This window comes from Marinobacterium aestuarii (assembly GCF_001651805.1).
GTDB classification, from domain to species: Bacteria; Pseudomonadota; Gammaproteobacteria; order Pseudomonadales; family Balneatricaceae; genus Marinobacterium_A; species Marinobacterium_A aestuarii.
The window spans coordinates 1,640,683-1,654,995 of sequence record NZ_CP015839.1 but is presented as its reverse complement, the minus strand read 5'-3'; the positions used below and the strand labels follow the sequence as shown (position 1 = coordinate 1,654,995).

Annotated in this window: 12 protein-coding genes and 9 tRNA genes; 11 read left to right on the top strand and 10 right to left on the bottom strand. The window is 60.7% G+C overall.

Features of this window, described 5'->3' with window-relative positions:
- Window positions 1-4: 4 nt before the first annotated feature.
- The 9 genes from A8C75_RS07385 to A8C75_RS07345 all read right to left on the bottom strand — a co-directional run bounded on the left by A8C75_RS07385 (window position 5) and on the right by A8C75_RS07345 (window position 1,293).
- A tRNA-Asp gene (locus tag A8C75_RS07385) sits at window positions 5-81 on the bottom strand.
- Between the two features lie 4 nt (window positions 82-85).
- A tRNA-Val gene (locus A8C75_RS07380) sits at window positions 86-161 on the bottom strand.
- A 212-nt stretch (window positions 162-373) separates the two neighbouring features.
- Window positions 374-450, bottom strand: a tRNA-Asp gene (locus A8C75_RS07375).
- Between the two features lie 4 nt (window positions 451-454).
- Window positions 455-530 (bottom strand) — tRNA-Val (locus A8C75_RS07370).
- 200 nt (window positions 531-730) lie between these two features.
- Window positions 731-807: transfer RNA gene (locus A8C75_RS07365), tRNA-Asp, on the bottom strand.
- 4 nt (window positions 808-811) lie between these two features.
- A tRNA-Val gene (locus A8C75_RS07360) sits at window positions 812-887 on the bottom strand.
- A gap of 86 nt (window positions 888-973) precedes the next feature.
- Window positions 974-1,050 (bottom strand) — tRNA-Asp (locus A8C75_RS07355).
- Between the two features lie 4 nt (window positions 1,051-1,054).
- Window positions 1,055-1,130 (bottom strand) — tRNA-Val (locus A8C75_RS07350).
- A gap of 86 nt (window positions 1,131-1,216) precedes the next feature.
- A tRNA-Asp gene (locus tag A8C75_RS07345) sits at window positions 1,217-1,293 on the bottom strand.
- 416 nt (window positions 1,294-1,709) lie between these two features.
- Here A8C75_RS07345 and syd point away from each other — a divergent pair.
- Window positions 1,710-2,285, top strand: a complete 576-nt coding sequence (syd, locus tag A8C75_RS07340; protein ID WP_067380132.1) for a SecY-interacting protein — start codon at window positions 1,710-1,712, stop codon at window positions 2,283-2,285.
- A gap of 3 nt (window positions 2,286-2,288) precedes the next feature.
- Window positions 2,289-2,879 (top strand): YajG family lipoprotein, encoded by a 591-nt coding sequence (locus tag A8C75_RS07335; RefSeq protein WP_067380128.1) that lies wholly within the window; start codon window positions 2,289-2,291, stop codon window positions 2,877-2,879.
- A 40-nt stretch (window positions 2,880-2,919) separates the two neighbouring features.
- On the opposite strand, the gene A8C75_RS07330 is transcribed toward A8C75_RS07335, so the two are convergent.
- Window positions 2,920-3,588 carry a DNA-3-methyladenine glycosylase I gene (locus tag A8C75_RS07330; protein ID WP_067380125.1) on the bottom strand — a complete coding sequence of 223 codons (669 nt, stop codon included), beginning with the start codon at window positions 3,586-3,588 and terminating at the stop codon, window positions 2,920-2,922.
- Between the two features lie 264 nt (window positions 3,589-3,852).
- Between A8C75_RS07330 and A8C75_RS07325 the strand changes: the two genes are divergently transcribed.
- The 9 genes from A8C75_RS07325 (at window position 3,853) to A8C75_RS07285 (ending at window position 14,218) form a co-directional block, all read left to right on the top strand.
- On the top strand, window positions 3,853-5,067 hold the full coding sequence (locus tag A8C75_RS07325) for a pyridoxal phosphate-dependent aminotransferase (RefSeq protein ID WP_067380122.1): 1,215 nt from the start codon (window positions 3,853-3,855) through the stop codon (window positions 5,065-5,067).
- A gap of 115 nt (window positions 5,068-5,182) precedes the next feature.
- Complete coding sequence (locus tag A8C75_RS07320; RefSeq protein WP_067380119.1) at window positions 5,183-7,453, top strand: mechanosensitive ion channel family protein; 2,271 nt, start codon at window positions 5,183-5,185, stop codon at window positions 7,451-7,453.
- Between the two features lie 96 nt (window positions 7,454-7,549).
- A complete protein-coding gene (locus tag A8C75_RS07315) occupies window positions 7,550-8,728 on the top strand; it encodes a glycosyltransferase family protein (protein ID WP_067380116.1) in 1,179 nt (392 codons plus the stop codon).
- On the top strand, window positions 8,725-9,891 hold the full coding sequence (locus tag A8C75_RS07310; RefSeq protein ID WP_067380112.1) for a glycosyltransferase family protein: 1,167 nt from the start codon (window positions 8,725-8,727) through the stop codon (window positions 9,889-9,891). Before A8C75_RS07315 ends, A8C75_RS07310 begins: the two co-directional genes overlap by 4 nt.
- Window positions 9,888-10,631, top strand: coding sequence for a polysaccharide deacetylase family protein (locus A8C75_RS07305; protein ID WP_067380109.1), 744 nt, complete (start codon window positions 9,888-9,890; stop codon window positions 10,629-10,631). The genes A8C75_RS07310 and A8C75_RS07305 overlap by 4 nt, the downstream gene beginning before the upstream one ends.
- A 40-nt stretch (window positions 10,632-10,671) precedes the next feature.
- The gene (locus A8C75_RS07300; protein ID WP_227819856.1) at window positions 10,672-11,952 is read left to right on the top strand and encodes a glycosyltransferase; all 1,281 of its coding nucleotides are present in this window, start codon (window positions 10,672-10,674) and stop codon (window positions 11,950-11,952) included.
- A gap of 5 nt (window positions 11,953-11,957) precedes the next feature.
- The gene (locus tag A8C75_RS07295) at window positions 11,958-13,100 is read left to right on the top strand and encodes a glycosyltransferase family 4 protein (protein WP_067380103.1); all 1,143 of its coding nucleotides are present in this window, start codon (window positions 11,958-11,960) and stop codon (window positions 13,098-13,100) included.
- The gene (locus A8C75_RS07290; RefSeq protein ID WP_227819855.1) at window positions 13,093-13,707 is read left to right on the top strand and encodes a histidine phosphatase family protein; all 615 of its coding nucleotides are present in this window, start codon (window positions 13,093-13,095) and stop codon (window positions 13,705-13,707) included. The genes A8C75_RS07295 and A8C75_RS07290 overlap by 8 nt, the downstream gene beginning before the upstream one ends.
- A 142-nt stretch (window positions 13,708-13,849) precedes the next feature.
- Window positions 13,850-14,218: a hypothetical protein gene (locus A8C75_RS07285; RefSeq protein ID WP_067380097.1), complete on the top strand. Its 369-nt coding sequence runs from the start codon at window positions 13,850-13,852 to the stop codon at window positions 14,216-14,218.
- Window positions 14,219-14,313 lie beyond the last annotated feature (95 nt).

Here is a 14,313-nt window from a genome sequence, read left to right as displayed (position 1 = left end):
AAAGTGGCGGAACGGACGGGACTCGAACCCGCGACCCCCTGCGTGACAGGCAGGTATTCTAACCAACTGAACTACCGCTCCGTTATGGTGGGCGAAGAGGGGTTCGAACCCCCGACCCTCTGCTTGTAAGGCAGACGCTCTCCCAACTGAGCTATTCGCCCATAACGCTGGCTTAATACGACGTTTCAGCACTTTGAAACAAAGTCTTGCTCTCAACACTTGTCACGAGTGTCTTTTACAATTTCCACTTCGCTAGAAACGGCAGTATGGACAGGACTGAATCCCCGGCCGCACCTGTGATGAAATGACAGGCTGATATTCTAACCCGTTACCCCAACACTATCTTTCAAACTACCCACATGCTCAAAGCAAGTGGCGGAATGGACGGGACTCGAACCCGCGACCCCCTGCGTGACAGGCAGGTATTCTAACCAACTGAACTACCACTCCGTTATGGTGGGCGAAGAGGGGTTCGAACCCCCGACCCTCTGCTTGTAAGGCAGACGCTCTCCCAACTGAGCTATTCGCCCATAACGCTGGCCTTTAATACGACGCTTCAGCACTTTGAAACGAAGTCTTGCTGCTTACATTTTTCTAAAGCTTCCACTTCGAAAAGTGGCGGAATGGACGGGACTGAATCCCCGACCGCACCTGTGATGAAATGACAGGCTGCTATTCTAACCTGCTACTCCAACACTATCTTTCAAACTATCCACATGCACAAAGCAAGTGGCGGAATGGACGGGACTCGAACCCGCGACCCCCTGCGTGACAGGCAGGTATTCTAACCAACTGAACTACCACTCCGTTATGGTGGGCGAAGAGGGGTTCGAACCCCCGACCCTCTGCTTGTAAGGCAGACGCTCTCCCAACTGAGCTATTCGCCCATAACGCTGGCCCTTAATACGACGCTTCAGCACTTTGAAACGAAGTCTTGCTGCTTACATTTTTCTAAAGCTTCCACTTCGAAAAGTGGCGGAATGGACGGGACTCGAACCCGCGACCCCCTGCGTGACAGGCAGGTATTCTAACCAACTGAACTACCACTCCGTTATGGTGGGCGAAGAGGGGTTCGAACCCCCGACCCTCTGCTTGTAAGGCAGACGCTCTCCCAACTGAGCTATTCGCCCATAACGCTGGCCTTTAATACGACGCTTCAGCACTTTGAAACGAAGTCTTGCTGCTTACATTTTTCTAAAGCTTCCACTTCGAAAAGTGGCGGAATGGACGGGACTCGAACCCGCGACCCCCTGCGTGACAGGCAGGTATTCTAACCAACTGAACTACCACTCCGCATTCTTCTGACCAAGGGAGATTACACATCAACCTGCCCTTGGATCAACCGCCCTGAAGATGTTGTTGCCTCAGAACGGAGTGCGAATTCTAATGATTTTGCGTGTGCTGTCAAACGTTTAGCTGCATTTTTTTTAAGTCATGCTAAAGCTGCGCACTTTTCATACAGAAAAGTCCTTACGCGTGGCTGCAACCCGTACCTGTGCCTGCAAAGCAAAGCTTCCACCGACCGCCTCACCACAATTTAACCATCGGCCAGAGCCGTCCACTGCCCTATTCCACCGCGCTATTGCACAATCAAATCCGAAGCAGATAGAGTAAGCCGCGTTTAAAGACACATATGCAGACACGCAAACAGACATGCTGATCGACATAGCAGCGCAAGCTGTTTTCCACATCCAGACCCGAGTGACGCAATGACCCAGAGCGCCAGCACCGCCCAGGCACTTGACCGCTTTATTGATCGCGTGCTTGAACATCAGTTGCAGCAGGCCGGCAGACTGCCTCTTATCGCTTTTGACACCCAGTGGCGTTCAGACTGCTATCAGAGTGAAGCCGATGCAGGCACACCCACCCAGTGGCGCCCTGTACGCCAGGCCGACATCAGCGATCTGTTCGAGCGTATTGGTCTGGCACTGGAGCAACCCATCCACCCCGATATAGTGACCTTCTACAGCCGCTACTGGTCCGACCCGCTGCCCGCGCTGCATCAGTCCGACCGGCTAACCCTGCTGCAACTGTGGAACCCCGAAGATGGAGAGCGCCTGCGCAGCAACCTGCTCGGACACGCCCTGATGAAAACGCGTCAGAAGCAGCCACTGACACTGTTCTTCGCCACCACTGAGCCTGATGACATGTTTATCAGTCTTAACAACAACGACGGCAGCGTCTGGCTCGAAGCACCGGGCAAAAAGCCGCTGCGCAAAATTGCTGACAGCCTGACGGCGTTTCTTGACGCGCTGCAGCCCGACACCCTTCAGGATCAGGAGTAAGTCATGTCCCGTTGCACGTACCTGTTTTTCAGTCTGCTCATCACCCTCGTCACCGGCTGTACCAGCCTGAGCCCGCAGCAGATCGAGCTTCAGCCTCAGATCGATACCCAGCAACGCCTGCCCAGCGGCATTCAGGTCGAGCTGGATGCGAAGGATCTGCGCACGTCTCCGATCATTGGCCACCGCGTATCGCGCTTTGAGCAGAATGCGTTTATTACACTGGCAAGGGATGCGCGCTATACCCTGCTGAGCAGCGCCCAACAGGGTTTGCGGCAAATGGGCGCATACCAGTTTGGGAGCAACACCGGGCAGCGTAACGAACTCAAGATCACACTGCTGCTGGACGAGCTGACCTACAAGGCCAGCCAGGAAGGCTCACAGCAACAGGTGCGCCTGCAGATGACGCTGCGACTGGTGACCCAGATGAATGGCCGCTCGTTCAGTGGAGAGTACAAATCGGAGCAGCGCTATCAGTCCCCCCTGACACCGTCTGAAAGCAAGAACCAGGAACTGTTCAACCTGCTGGCCAGCGATACTCTGAGCCGCGCCTTCAACGACCCCAAACTGCTGCACTTCATTAACCAGCAGTATTAAACGCGACAGGCCGGGACCCGCCCTCGCCTGCTCCCGGCAATTACCAGCCGACAGTCATGGCCAGCAGCCGGCTGATCTGACACAGGGGCCGGCCGGATTCCAGCTGCCACTGATTGAAGGCCTGCTGCACCAGGCGCAGATCACGCTGCGCCGTCGGCCTCTTGTCCACCACGCCCTGTGCAATCAGGCCGGCAACCACATCGTCGGTCAGCACAAAGGTATCCTTGCCTACCATGCGCAGGAAGTAAGGCCCGGAATTGCCGCCCAGCTGCGAGCCCTGCTGTTTGAGCAACCGCCAGAGCCCAACTATGTTGTCCTGCGGCCAGTCCGCCAGAAAGCGCGCAAAGCTGCCGTGCCTTGACGCCATCTCCGTCACCATAAAGGCATTGGCCCGCACCGACTTGAGCTTGCCCCAGTGCCGGATCAGCTTGTCGTTCTGCATCAGGCGTTCGAGCTGCTCATCCGACATAAGCGCGACCTTGTGAGCATCAAATCCCCAAAACGCCTCCTCAAAAGCCGGCCAGCGCGCATCCACCAGCGCATGCCTGAGCCCGGCACGGAACACCCGCCGACACAGATCAGACAGCAAACGGTCATCACCCACCGCCGCCAGCTGCGCCGCATCAAGCGACTGCGGCAGCAGGGCCTCGATGTCTTCACCTGCGCGATGCTCAACCACATGTTGGTACAGCCACTGAAATGACTTCATCGCCGCTCTTTGCATCCCTGATATTGCATGCCCGTGACCATTGCGTGTGCAGCACGGCTCTATTCTGTGGCCGCATATTCTTTTGCACTGAAAAAGGACGTATGATTTATCCCTTTTCGCCAATGGACACAGGCACTTCGCCAAATATTGTCCAGCCAGTCGCAGTGCCTGGCAGCCTGTCGGACTTAACACTGATCTACGGCGGAAAAGCCCGACAGCCTGCTAAAACCAATCGCAACTGCAATGGAGTTCAGGGTTGCAACCATGCCAGTAATCAGAAAATCGAACAAGCTGATCAACGTCTGCTACGACATCCGCGGCCCTGTTCTGCAGGAAGCCAAGCGGCTTGAAGAAGAAGGCCATCGCATTCTCAAGCTGAATATCGGCAACCCGGCGCCCTGGGGCTTTGAAGCCCCGGAAGAAATCGTGCAGGACGTCATCCACAACCTGCCATCAGCCCAGGGTTACTGCGACTCCAAGGGACTGTTTTCGGCGCGCAAGGCCATTATGCAGGAATCCCAGCGCAAGGGCATTCGCAACGTCACCATCGAAGACATCTACATCGGCAACGGCGTATCCGAACTGATCGTCATGGCCATGCAGGGCCTGCTTAACGATACCGATGAAATGCTGATCCCCTCGCCCGACTACCCGCTCTGGACTGCGGCCGTGAGCCTGGCCGGCGGCAATCCGATCCATTATGTCTGTGACGAACAGGCCGACTGGTTCCCGGATATCGAGGACATGCGCAGCAAGATTACCGAGCGCACCAAGGGCATAGTGGTAATCAACCCCAACAACCCCACCGGCGCCCTCTACCCGCTGGAGCTGTTGCAGCAGATTATTGATCTGGCCCGCGAGCACGACCTGATCCTGTTTGCCGACGAAATCTACGACAAGATTCTGTACGACGGCCACGAGCACACCTCCCTCGCCTCCCTGGCGGATGATGTCTTGTGCCTTACCTTTAACGGCCTGTCCAAGACCTACCGCGCCGCCGGCTTTCGCTCCGGCTGGGTAATCGTCAGCGGTCCCAAGCACAACGCCCGCGATTACATCGAGGGGCTCGACATGCTCGCCAGCATGCGCCTGTGCGCCAATGTCCCGGCACAGCACGCCATCCAGACGGCACTGGGCGGCTACCAGAGCATCAACGAGCTGACCGTACCCGGCGGGCGCCTGTACGACCAGATGGACAGCGCCTGGCGCCTGATCAACGAAATCCCGGGGGTTTCCTGCGTCCGCCCCAAGGCCGCCATGTACCTGTTCCCGAAACTGGATCCGCAGATGTACCCGATCCACAACGACGAAAAAATGGTACTTGACCTGCTGCAGCAGCAAAAAGTGCTGGTGGTGCAAGGCAGCGGCTTCAACATGATGGATACACAGCACTTTCGCGTCGTCTTCCTGCCGCGCCAGGATGAACTCGAAGATGCCATCCAGCGTCTGGCCGACTTTCTGCGCCTGTACCGGCAATAAGACTGCAGCCTGAATGCCGGAGACTGACCCGGGCGTCATTCTCTGGCATGCTGGAAGACGCGCATGAACAATGCGCACGTGCCGATTCATCAGAATAATAAGACTGGAAGCCACCATGACCCGATTTTTCTGGCGCAACCTGTTACTGTCGTCCCTGCTGCTGATGTTCAGCCAGCTGGGACTGGCGGCGGCCGTCACTGCAGACCAGGCGCGGCAGTCCAGCACCGGCAAGGTCGCCCAGATGAGCGACGGCGAAGTGCGCCAGATGCTGCTCGACCAGCTCGAACAGCAAAGCATTGCCCGCAAGCCCAACCCCTACGACGCCCTGCAAAGCATGCCGGCGCCGACCAATGATTTCGAAGGCAGGCTCCTGCTGCTGCAACAGAGCTTCGAGCGCTGGCCGCAACAGCAACAGCATTTCTGGGATTCACTTACCGATCAGCGCGGCTGGGACGGTTTCAGCGATCTGATGATCGCCTTTGCGCTGATGCTGCTGTCGGGCCTGACGGTTGAAGGCCTGCTGGGCTGGAAACTCAGACGCATGTCGTCCGATATTTCCTGTCAGCAGTGTCAGAGCCTGTCCACCAGTGTGGGTTATCTGTTCCTGCAGGCGGCACTCAACCTGGTGCGCCTTGGCGCCTTTGTACTGGGTGCCCTCGCCCTCCCCGTGCTGGCCTATGACCCAGGCACCGGCCTGCGCCCGACCCTGATGGCGCTGCTGGTGGCCGTGAGTATCATCCGCTTGGTGAGCATCCTGTCGCGCTCACTGTTCGCCCCCCATGCCCGCGGCATACGCCCGTTTCGCATGGACTGCGAGAATGCCCAGAACATCCACCACTGGGTTATCGGCTTCGCCATCGTCTATGTCATTGTTACCCGCGGCCTGTCACTGGTGTACCACCACGGCATTGAAACCATACTGTCGGCCATTACAGTCCCGCTCGGCGGCCTGCTGCTGAACCTGATCGCCATTACCTTCGTCTGGCATCACCGCCACACCATTACCCGCCTGTTCGCCGATCCTGAAGCCGACCAGAGCTCATCCATGCGCCAGACACTGCGCCAGAACTGGCCGATGCTGGCCACCCTCTGGCTGATGCTGCTCTGGGGCATCTGGAGCTACCATGTCTTTATTGGCAATTACGAAACCGCCCGCAGCGTAGACCCGGTCTGGTGGCTGACACTGGGCTTTATCCTCATCGACCGACTGCTGCACGCCCTGTTGCAGCGCATGTGCCAGTTCTCATGGCTGCAAAGCCATACCTTCGAGCAGCGCTCACGCAGTTTCATCCGCATCATCCAGAACGGCAGCCGCCTGATTCTGCTCGGCATGACACTGTTCTTTCTCAGCGAGACTTTCGGCTTTTCGTCCATGTCGATGCTGGAGGAAACCCTGGTGCAGCGCAGCCTGGGCGTCGCCATCGACATCATGGTCATCCTGCTGCTGGCCTATACCTGCTGGCAGGTGATCCAGTCCGCCATCGAACGGCGCCTGCCTGAACCCCAGAGCGAAGACGCCATTGCCAGCCTTGAAGGCGAAGGCGGTGCCGCAGGCGCCTCCAGAGCCGAGACCCTGCTGCCACTGGTACGCAGCTTTACCTCCGTCATACTGGTGATCGTGGTCGCCTTAATGGCGCTGAGCGTGACTGGCATCGAGATAGGCCCCTTACTGGCCGGCGCCGGTGTCGTGGGCATCGCCATTGGCTTTGGTGCCCAGAAGCTGGTGCAGGACATACTGTCCGGCATCTTTTTCCTGCTGGATGATGCCTTTCGCCGCGGCGAGTACATTGAGGCCGCTGGCCTTCGCGGCACCGTGGAGCAGATCTCGCTGCGCTCCATGCGCCTGCGTCATCACCTGGGCGCCGTGCAGACCATCCCCTACAGCGAAATTGCCACCGTAAAGAACCTGTCACGGGACTGGGTCACCATGAAGCTCGAGTTCCGCCTGCCCTATGACACCGACATCGAGCAGGTGCGCAAGATCATCAAGAAAATAGGCATCGCAATGCTCGATGATCCGGAAATGGGCCCCCATATACTGCTACCGCTCAAGTCCCAGGGGGTGATGCGAGTCGAGGAATCAGCCCTAATCTTTCGCATGAAATTCACCTGCAAACCCGGCGAGCAATGGGTGATCCGCCGTGAAGCTTACCGCCAGGTGAAGGATGCACTGGAAGCCAACGGCATTCGCTTTGCCCACCGTTCGGTGCATGTCCTGCTGCCCGACAGCGCTGCTGCGACCAATACCACGGATCCTGCGGGTGCGACCGGCCTTGGTCTGGCGGGCGCAGCTGCAGCACTGGCACTGCATCCAGACCTGCTCAAGAGCAACCGTATCGACGATGACCACGGCAAAAACCTGTATGACGAAGATGGTTCGGCCTGAACCACACCCGCACCGCACCGGCCATGGCTATACAAGCCCCGAGCCGGTGCATTACTATGGCCGCCAGAAATGGACGCAGCTGCATAAGGCAATAGTTTGAAAAACCGTCGCTTGCTGATCTACAGCCATGATTCCTTCGGTCTCGGCCACCTGCGCCGCTGCCGCGCGCTGGCCCATGCCATGGTGGATGCCTACAAGGGGCTTTCGGTGCTGATCATGACCGGGTCGCCCATCATCGGCCGCTTCGACTTCAAGGCCCGGGTCGACTTCGTACGTATCCCAGGCGTCATCAAGCTGCACAATGGCGACTACACCTCGCTTGCGCTGCACATCGACCTGGCCGACACCCTGGCACTGCGTGAAAGCATTATCCTGAACACCACCAAGGCGTTTGCGCCGGATATTTTCCTGGTCGACAAGGAGCCGCTGGGTCTCAAGGGCGAAGTGCACTCGACGCTTGAAATGCTCAAGGACACGCCAACCCAGACCATACTGGGCCTGCGCGATGTCATGGATGCGCCGGACCTGCTGACCGCCGAGTGGCACAAGAAGGGTATTTTCGGCGAACTGGAACGCCTGTACGACGAGCTCTGGGTCTATGGCCCCCGCGCCATGGGCAACCCCCTGAGCAGTCTGCCGATCCATGCCGATACCATGGACAAGATGCGCTATACCGGCTACCTGCGCCGCGAAATTCCCGAGGTCGCCAATACTGTCGATTCCACCTCCCCGGAGCAGCCCTACATTCTGGTGACACCCGGCGGCGGCGGCGATGGCATCGAGATGACCGACTGGGTGCTGCGCGCTTACGAATCCGGCGCCCCACTGCCCTGGCGCGCGCTCTTTGTACTGGGCCCCTTTATGCCCCAGGCCGAACGCCAGCAGTTTTTGAACCGCGCAGAAGTACTGCCCAATGTGGACATGATCACCTTCGATGCGCAGCTTGAACGCCTTATGGCCAACGCCAGCGCCGTGGTTGCCATGGGCGGCTACAACACCTTCTGCGAGATCCTGTCGCTTGATCGCCCGGCGCTGATCCTGCCCCGCAGCTTCCCGCGCAAGGAGCAGCTGATACGGGCACAAAATGCCGCCGCGCTGAACCTGATCAGCCTGGTGGATGCCGACGGCGAACGCTCCACCGCCGAAATGGTCGATGCCCTGCAACAATTGCCGCTGCAATCACCCCCGGGTGTCGCCGACAAGGCCGAGTGGCTTGGCGGTCTTGACAGTGTTACTGAGCGCATCGGTGAGCTGTTCAACCAGGCGCCGCAATGAACCCATCAGGCACTGCCCCCGCACGAGTACTGTTTTACGTGCAGCACCTGCTGGGTGTGGGGCACCTGCGCCGCGCCGCCCTGCTGTGCGAGGCGCTGGTTGAAGCCGGCCTTGATGTGCACATGGTTCTGGGCGGAGAGCCGGTGCCCTCGATCGGTTTTGGCGGCGCTCACTGCCATTACCTTAGCGCCATCCGGGTCGAGAATGCCGACTTCTCCACCCTGGTAGACGCCACCGGCAAGTCGCTCAGCGATGCCACCCGCAATGCCCGCCGCGACCAGCTACTGGCGCTGGCGGCGCAGATCCGGCCCGAGGTCATCATTACCGAGCTGTTTCCCTTTGGCCGTCGCCAGATGCGTTTTGAGCTGCGCCCCCTGCTCGACTGGGCACAGCAGCAGAGCCCGCGTCCGCACCTTGTGTGTTCCCTGCGCGACATAGTGCAGCAGCGCAGCCCGCAGCGGGAAGACGAAACCCTGCAACTGATCAACCAACACTACAGCCGCATCTGGGCCCATGGCGATCCGCACTTCGCGCCGCTGGATGCCAGCTATGGCCTGACACCCAAGCTTGACCAGCGCCTGTATTACACCGGATATATAGCCCCCGCGGTGCCTGCGCCCCGACCACGCTGCGGCGTTGTCGTCTCGGCCGGTGGCGGTGCCGTTGGGCTGCGCCTGCTGCAGGCGGCCATCGCGGCTCACCGTGCAGGGCTGCTGCCGGGTCGCCCCTGGACCCTGATCGCAGGCCCCAACCTGCCGCAGACGGATTTCGATCAACTGCAACAGTCACTGCATTCGCCCGAACTGCAGCTGGTGCGCTTTTGCAGCGACTTTATCAGCCGCCTGGCAGGCGCTGAGCTATCCATCTCCCAGGCCGGCTATAACACTGTGATGGACCTGCTGGTCAGCCAGGTACCGGCGGTGGTCGTGCCCTATATCGGCAGCGGCGAAACCGAACAGATTAGCCGCGCCCGCCAGCTGGCAGACGCCGGGCACGTCAGCATCGCCGATGAAGCCGAGCTGTGCGCCCAGAGCCTCAGTCTGGCTGCGCAGCGGGCGCTAAAGGCAGGACCACAGGACGCCGCCTCGCCCGAGCTGCGCCTCGATGGCGCCCGCGACGCCGCCGCCGACCTGCTCAGGCTGCTAAAAGGTCCACCGGCATGACGCCCTGGCAGGCACTGCAACAGGAACTGGATCTCTGGCACACGCCCGCCACCTTCTGGTGGCGCGATGACGATGCCATTGAACCCAGCGCCGCACTCGACCGACTGCTTGCCATCACCGGTCAGCACGACATTGATCTGAGCCTGGCGGTCATTCCCGCCCTGTGCACCGAGGCCCTGGCCCGGCGTCTGGGCACCGAGCCTCGCGCCTGGGTGCTGCAGCACGGCTACGATCACCGCGCCTACGCCGCCCCCGGCGAGCGCAAGCGCGAACTCGGTGGCCCCCGGCCCCGGGATGAAATACTGCAGCAGCTGCGTACAGGCCGACAACGCCTGGCACAGCTGTTTGGCCCCCAGGCGCTGGATATACTGGTGCCGCCCTGGAACCGTATCGATGCCGACCTGTTGCCCCTGCTGCCGGGGCTGGGCTATCGACGCCTGTCGGTACTGGGCCCGCGACCGGCGGAACCTGTGGGCCCGCTGCAGATCAATGTCCATATCGATATTATCGACTGGCAGGCGCGGCGCTTCGCCGGCACCGACCTGGTGCTCAAACGTATTATTGCCAACCTGGAAGCGCGCAGGCTCGGCCGGGTGGATGCAAGCGAGCCCTGCGGCCTGATGACCCACCACCTGGATCATGATCCGGCCTGCTGGGCCTTCCTCGAGCAGCTGACCCACACACTGGCAGCGTCCCCGCAGGTTCGCTGGATTGAAGGATCTGCCCTGCCAACCGCCTGAGTGGCGGCTTTGTAAAGTATTGGCCATGAAGGAGTACCGCTTGAGCCGACAGATCACCCTCGTACTGAAAGGCTATCCACGCCTGTCGGAAACCTTTATCGCCCAGGAAATACGCGCCCTGGAGCTGCGAGGCATGAAGATTACCCTGGCCTCCCTGCGCCACCCCACCGACAAGGCCACCCATCCGATACACGACGAAATTCAGGCACAGGTGCTCTACCTGCCCGAATACCTGCACCAGGAACCCCTGCGGGTGCTCAAGGGCTGGTGGCAGGCACGCCGCATGCCAGGCTATCGCACCTGTCTGCAACGCTGGTGGCAGGACTTCAGGCGCGATAGCAGCCGCAATCGCCTGCGTCGCCTGGGCCAGGCCCTGGTACTGGCCGCAGAATTGCCGCCAGGGACCGAGCAGCTCTACGCCCACTTCCTGCACACACCCGCCTCGGTCACACGCTATTGCGCCCTGCTCACCGGTCTGCCCTGGAGCGCCTCAGCCCACGCCAAGGACATCTGGACCAGCGACACCTGGGAGCTGCGGGAAAAGCTCGCAGAACTGGCCTGGCTGGCGACCTGTACCGGCGCCAACCACGACTATCTGCAGGGACTGGCCGCCGACCCTTCAAGAGTGCATCTGGTGTACCACGGCCTGGATCTGCGCCGTTTTTCCGCCCCGCCCGGCGTGCCACAGCTGCGTGATGCCCGCCAGTCGCAGGATCCGGTACGGCTGATCTCGGTCGGCCGTGCGGTGGCCAAAAAAGGCTATGATGACCTGCTCAATGCGCTGGCGGCGCTGCCGGCCGACTGCGCCTGGCAACTGACCCATATCGGCGGCGGCCCGCTCCTGAGCCGCCTGAAACAACAGGCAGAAGCGCTTGGCATCGGCGAGCGCATCCAGTGGCTCGGCGCCCTGCCCCAGACAGAAGTACTGGAAAGCTACCGCGCCTCGGATCTGTTCGTGCTGGCCAGCAAGATCGTCGATGATGGCGATCGCGATGGCCTGCCCAATGTGCTGATGGAAGCCCAAAGCCAGGGACTCTGCTGCCTGAGCACGACCATTTCCGGCATTCCCGAGCTGATCGAACACCAGCACACCGGCTGGCTGGTGGGCCCCGCCGATAGCCCTGCGCTGTCCGATGCGCTGCAACAGCTGCTGCAAAATCCTGCGCTGCGCACCCGCCTGGGCCAGGCCGGCCAGCAACGCGTACAGCAGGTGTTTGATGTCGAGCGCGGCATTGATCAGCTGGCAGCGCTGTTCGATCTGCCGGAAGCACCGGCCGACACCAGCACCGCAGCCGCCCAACACTGCGGCTGCGACCACTGAGCCTTATGTCCGCCCCCGTCGCTTTCTACGCCCCCCTCAAGGCGCCCAGCCACGCCAACCCGTCGGGCGACCGGCTGCTGGCCCGGCTGCTCATGAGCGCACTGAAGGAAGCGGGTTTTGATGTACGCCTGGCCAGCACCCTGCGCAGCCGGGATGCCAGCGGTGACCCTGTGCGCCAACTGCACATGGCACAGCTGGGCGAAAAGTTGGCAACACGCCTGATCCGGCACTGGCAACGCCAGCAATGGCGCCCCAGGCTCTGGTTTACCTATCATCTGTACTACAAGGCGCCGGACTGGATTGGCCCCGCCGTCTGCCGGCAGCTCGGCATTCCCTACGTCTGCGCCGAAGCCTCCTGGGCCCCCAGCCGCGCCCAGGGCCCCTGGGCACTGTCGCACCAGAGCGTCGACGCTGCGCTGCATCTGGCACAACGCATCTTCACGCTCAATCCCACCGATGTCGACGGCCTCAAGGCCTGTCTTGGACCCAAGGCGCCCATTGTCAGCCTGACGCCCTTTATTGACCTCGAGGCTCAAGCTGTCGCCTGCATCGACAAAGCTGCCCTGGCCCGACGCTGGCAGCTGAACCCCCACAAGCCCTGGCTGATCAGCGTGGCCATGATGCGCGCCGGCGACAAGCTGGCGTCCTACCGCGTGCTGGCGGCAAGCCTTGCACAGCTGCACGGTGACGCCCAGCTGCTGATTGTCGGTGATGGCAGCGCCCGCAATGAGGTGCAAGCCGCCTTTGGCCCGCAGAACCCGTCGGATCAGCAGGCGCGCGTGCGCTTTCTGGGCAGGCTCTCGCCCGCTGAGCTGACGCCCCTGCTGCGGGCTGCCGATCTAATGGCCTGGCCCGCGGTCAATGAAGCCTTTGGCATGGCACTGCTGGAGGCCCAGGCGCAGGGCTTGCCGGTGATTGCCGGCAACGAAAGAGGCGTGGCGGCGGTGGTGCATCACAACCTGACCGGCCAGCTGGTTGCCCCGCGGGATCCCGGCGCCCTGGCCCGGGCCTTGGACGCGGCACTGGCACAGCCGGCGCTGCGCCAGCAATGGCGTGACGCAAGCCTGGCCAGCATTCGTCAGCAGCACTCTCTACAATCTGCCGCCACCGTGCTGCGCACCGAACTGGAGCCGCTCTTTCATGCCTAAAAAGCTAATGCCTGAAGCCGCATTCGAGCTGATCTGCCTGCGCCACGGCCCAACCGAATGGAACCGCCTGAAGCGCCTGCAGGGCCGCCATGACGAGCCCCTGATGCCGCAAAGCCGCAGCGATTTTCAGCGCCTCAAGCTACCCGCGAGCCTGGACGGGCTCGCCTGGTACAGCAGCCCGCTGCTGCGCGCCCGCGAAACCGCTCAGCTGCTCGGGCTGGATGCCCAGATTGCACCGGCACTGATCGAAATGGACTGGGGCGACTGGGAAGGACAACGCATTACCGACCTGCGACTTAAAGATCCCGCTGGCATGGCGACGATGGAAACCCGGGGGCTGGATCTGCGCCCACCCAACGGCGAGTCGCCTCGCCAGGTACAGCAGCGCCTTACGGACTGGGCAGAGTCGATGCGCATGGCAGGATGTGGCCGCGCAGGCGCACTCTGTCACAAGGGCGTTATACGGGCACTGCTCGCCGCGGCCTGTCAGTGGGACATGCGCGGCAAGGCCCCGGTAAAACTGGATTATCGCTGCCTGCAGCACTTTGCCTGGGACGGCCAGCAGTGGCATCTGCGACAGCCCAACCGGGCCCTGGAGCCGCGCTAAAGATAGAGCCCAAAGCTCGGAAAAAGCCAGAAGATTACGAAAAGACCAAATTTTTCAACAACCTGCTAAGCTGTCACACAACCTTAGTCAAATTGTCTTATAGTCATTCGCAGTCGAAAAAACACGCAGAGGTTCGTCAATCATGTTTATCAAAATCAACAAGAACAGCGGCATCTACATGGAACACAACGGACTGGAAAAACAGCGCCTGATTCCGGTGACGTCCAACTTCCTGATCAATCTGAATCACGTCACCGAGGTGTCTTTCTACAGTATCAAGGAAGCCAAAAAGCGCTACGACCTGGAAAACCATGAGTTTACCGTGCAGCCGCACACCCGGGTCATCCACTTGCAGATGAGCTACCTGCACGCCACTTACAAGGAGACCATCCACGGCAACAAGGGCAATCTGGTGGATCGCGGCTACTTCAAGCTGTACTTCATGCCCGAAGAAACCGGCCAGTACGATGCCATCCGCAGCCAGATCGATGGACTGACGCTGAACCTCTGAGGCGATACTGCGGCACCCTTCAAGCATCCTGAGCGCCACTGCAAGGCATGATTTCCTCAGCCCTCAGTGGCCGCGCCGCACCCTGAGCCTCAAGC

Coding starts and splice junctions, on each gene's coding strand:
- syd (WP_067380132.1), top strand. CDS start 1,710: ATGACCCAGAGCGCCAGCACCGCCCAGGCACTTGACCGCTTTATTGAT.
- A8C75_RS07335 (WP_067380128.1), top strand. CDS start 2,289: ATGTCCCGTTGCACGTACCTGTTTTTCAGTCTGCTCATCACCCTCGTC.
- A8C75_RS07330 (WP_067380125.1), bottom strand. CDS start 3,588: ATGAAGTCATTTCAGTGGCTGTACCAACATGTGGTTGAGCATCGCGCA.
- A8C75_RS07325 (WP_067380122.1), top strand. CDS start 3,853: ATGCCAGTAATCAGAAAATCGAACAAGCTGATCAACGTCTGCTACGAC.
- A8C75_RS07320 (WP_067380119.1), top strand. CDS start 5,183: ATGACCCGATTTTTCTGGCGCAACCTGTTACTGTCGTCCCTGCTGCTG.
- A8C75_RS07310 (WP_067380112.1), top strand. CDS start 8,725: ATGAACCCATCAGGCACTGCCCCCGCACGAGTACTGTTTTACGTGCAG.
- A8C75_RS07305 (WP_067380109.1), top strand. CDS start 9,888: ATGACGCCCTGGCAGGCACTGCAACAGGAACTGGATCTCTGGCACACG.
- A8C75_RS07295 (WP_067380103.1), top strand. CDS start 11,958: ATGTCCGCCCCCGTCGCTTTCTACGCCCCCCTCAAGGCGCCCAGCCAC.
- A8C75_RS07290 (WP_227819855.1), top strand. CDS start 13,093: ATGCCTAAAAAGCTAATGCCTGAAGCCGCATTCGAGCTGATCTGCCTG.
- A8C75_RS07285 (WP_067380097.1), top strand. CDS start 13,850: ATGTTTATCAAAATCAACAAGAACAGCGGCATCTACATGGAACACAAC.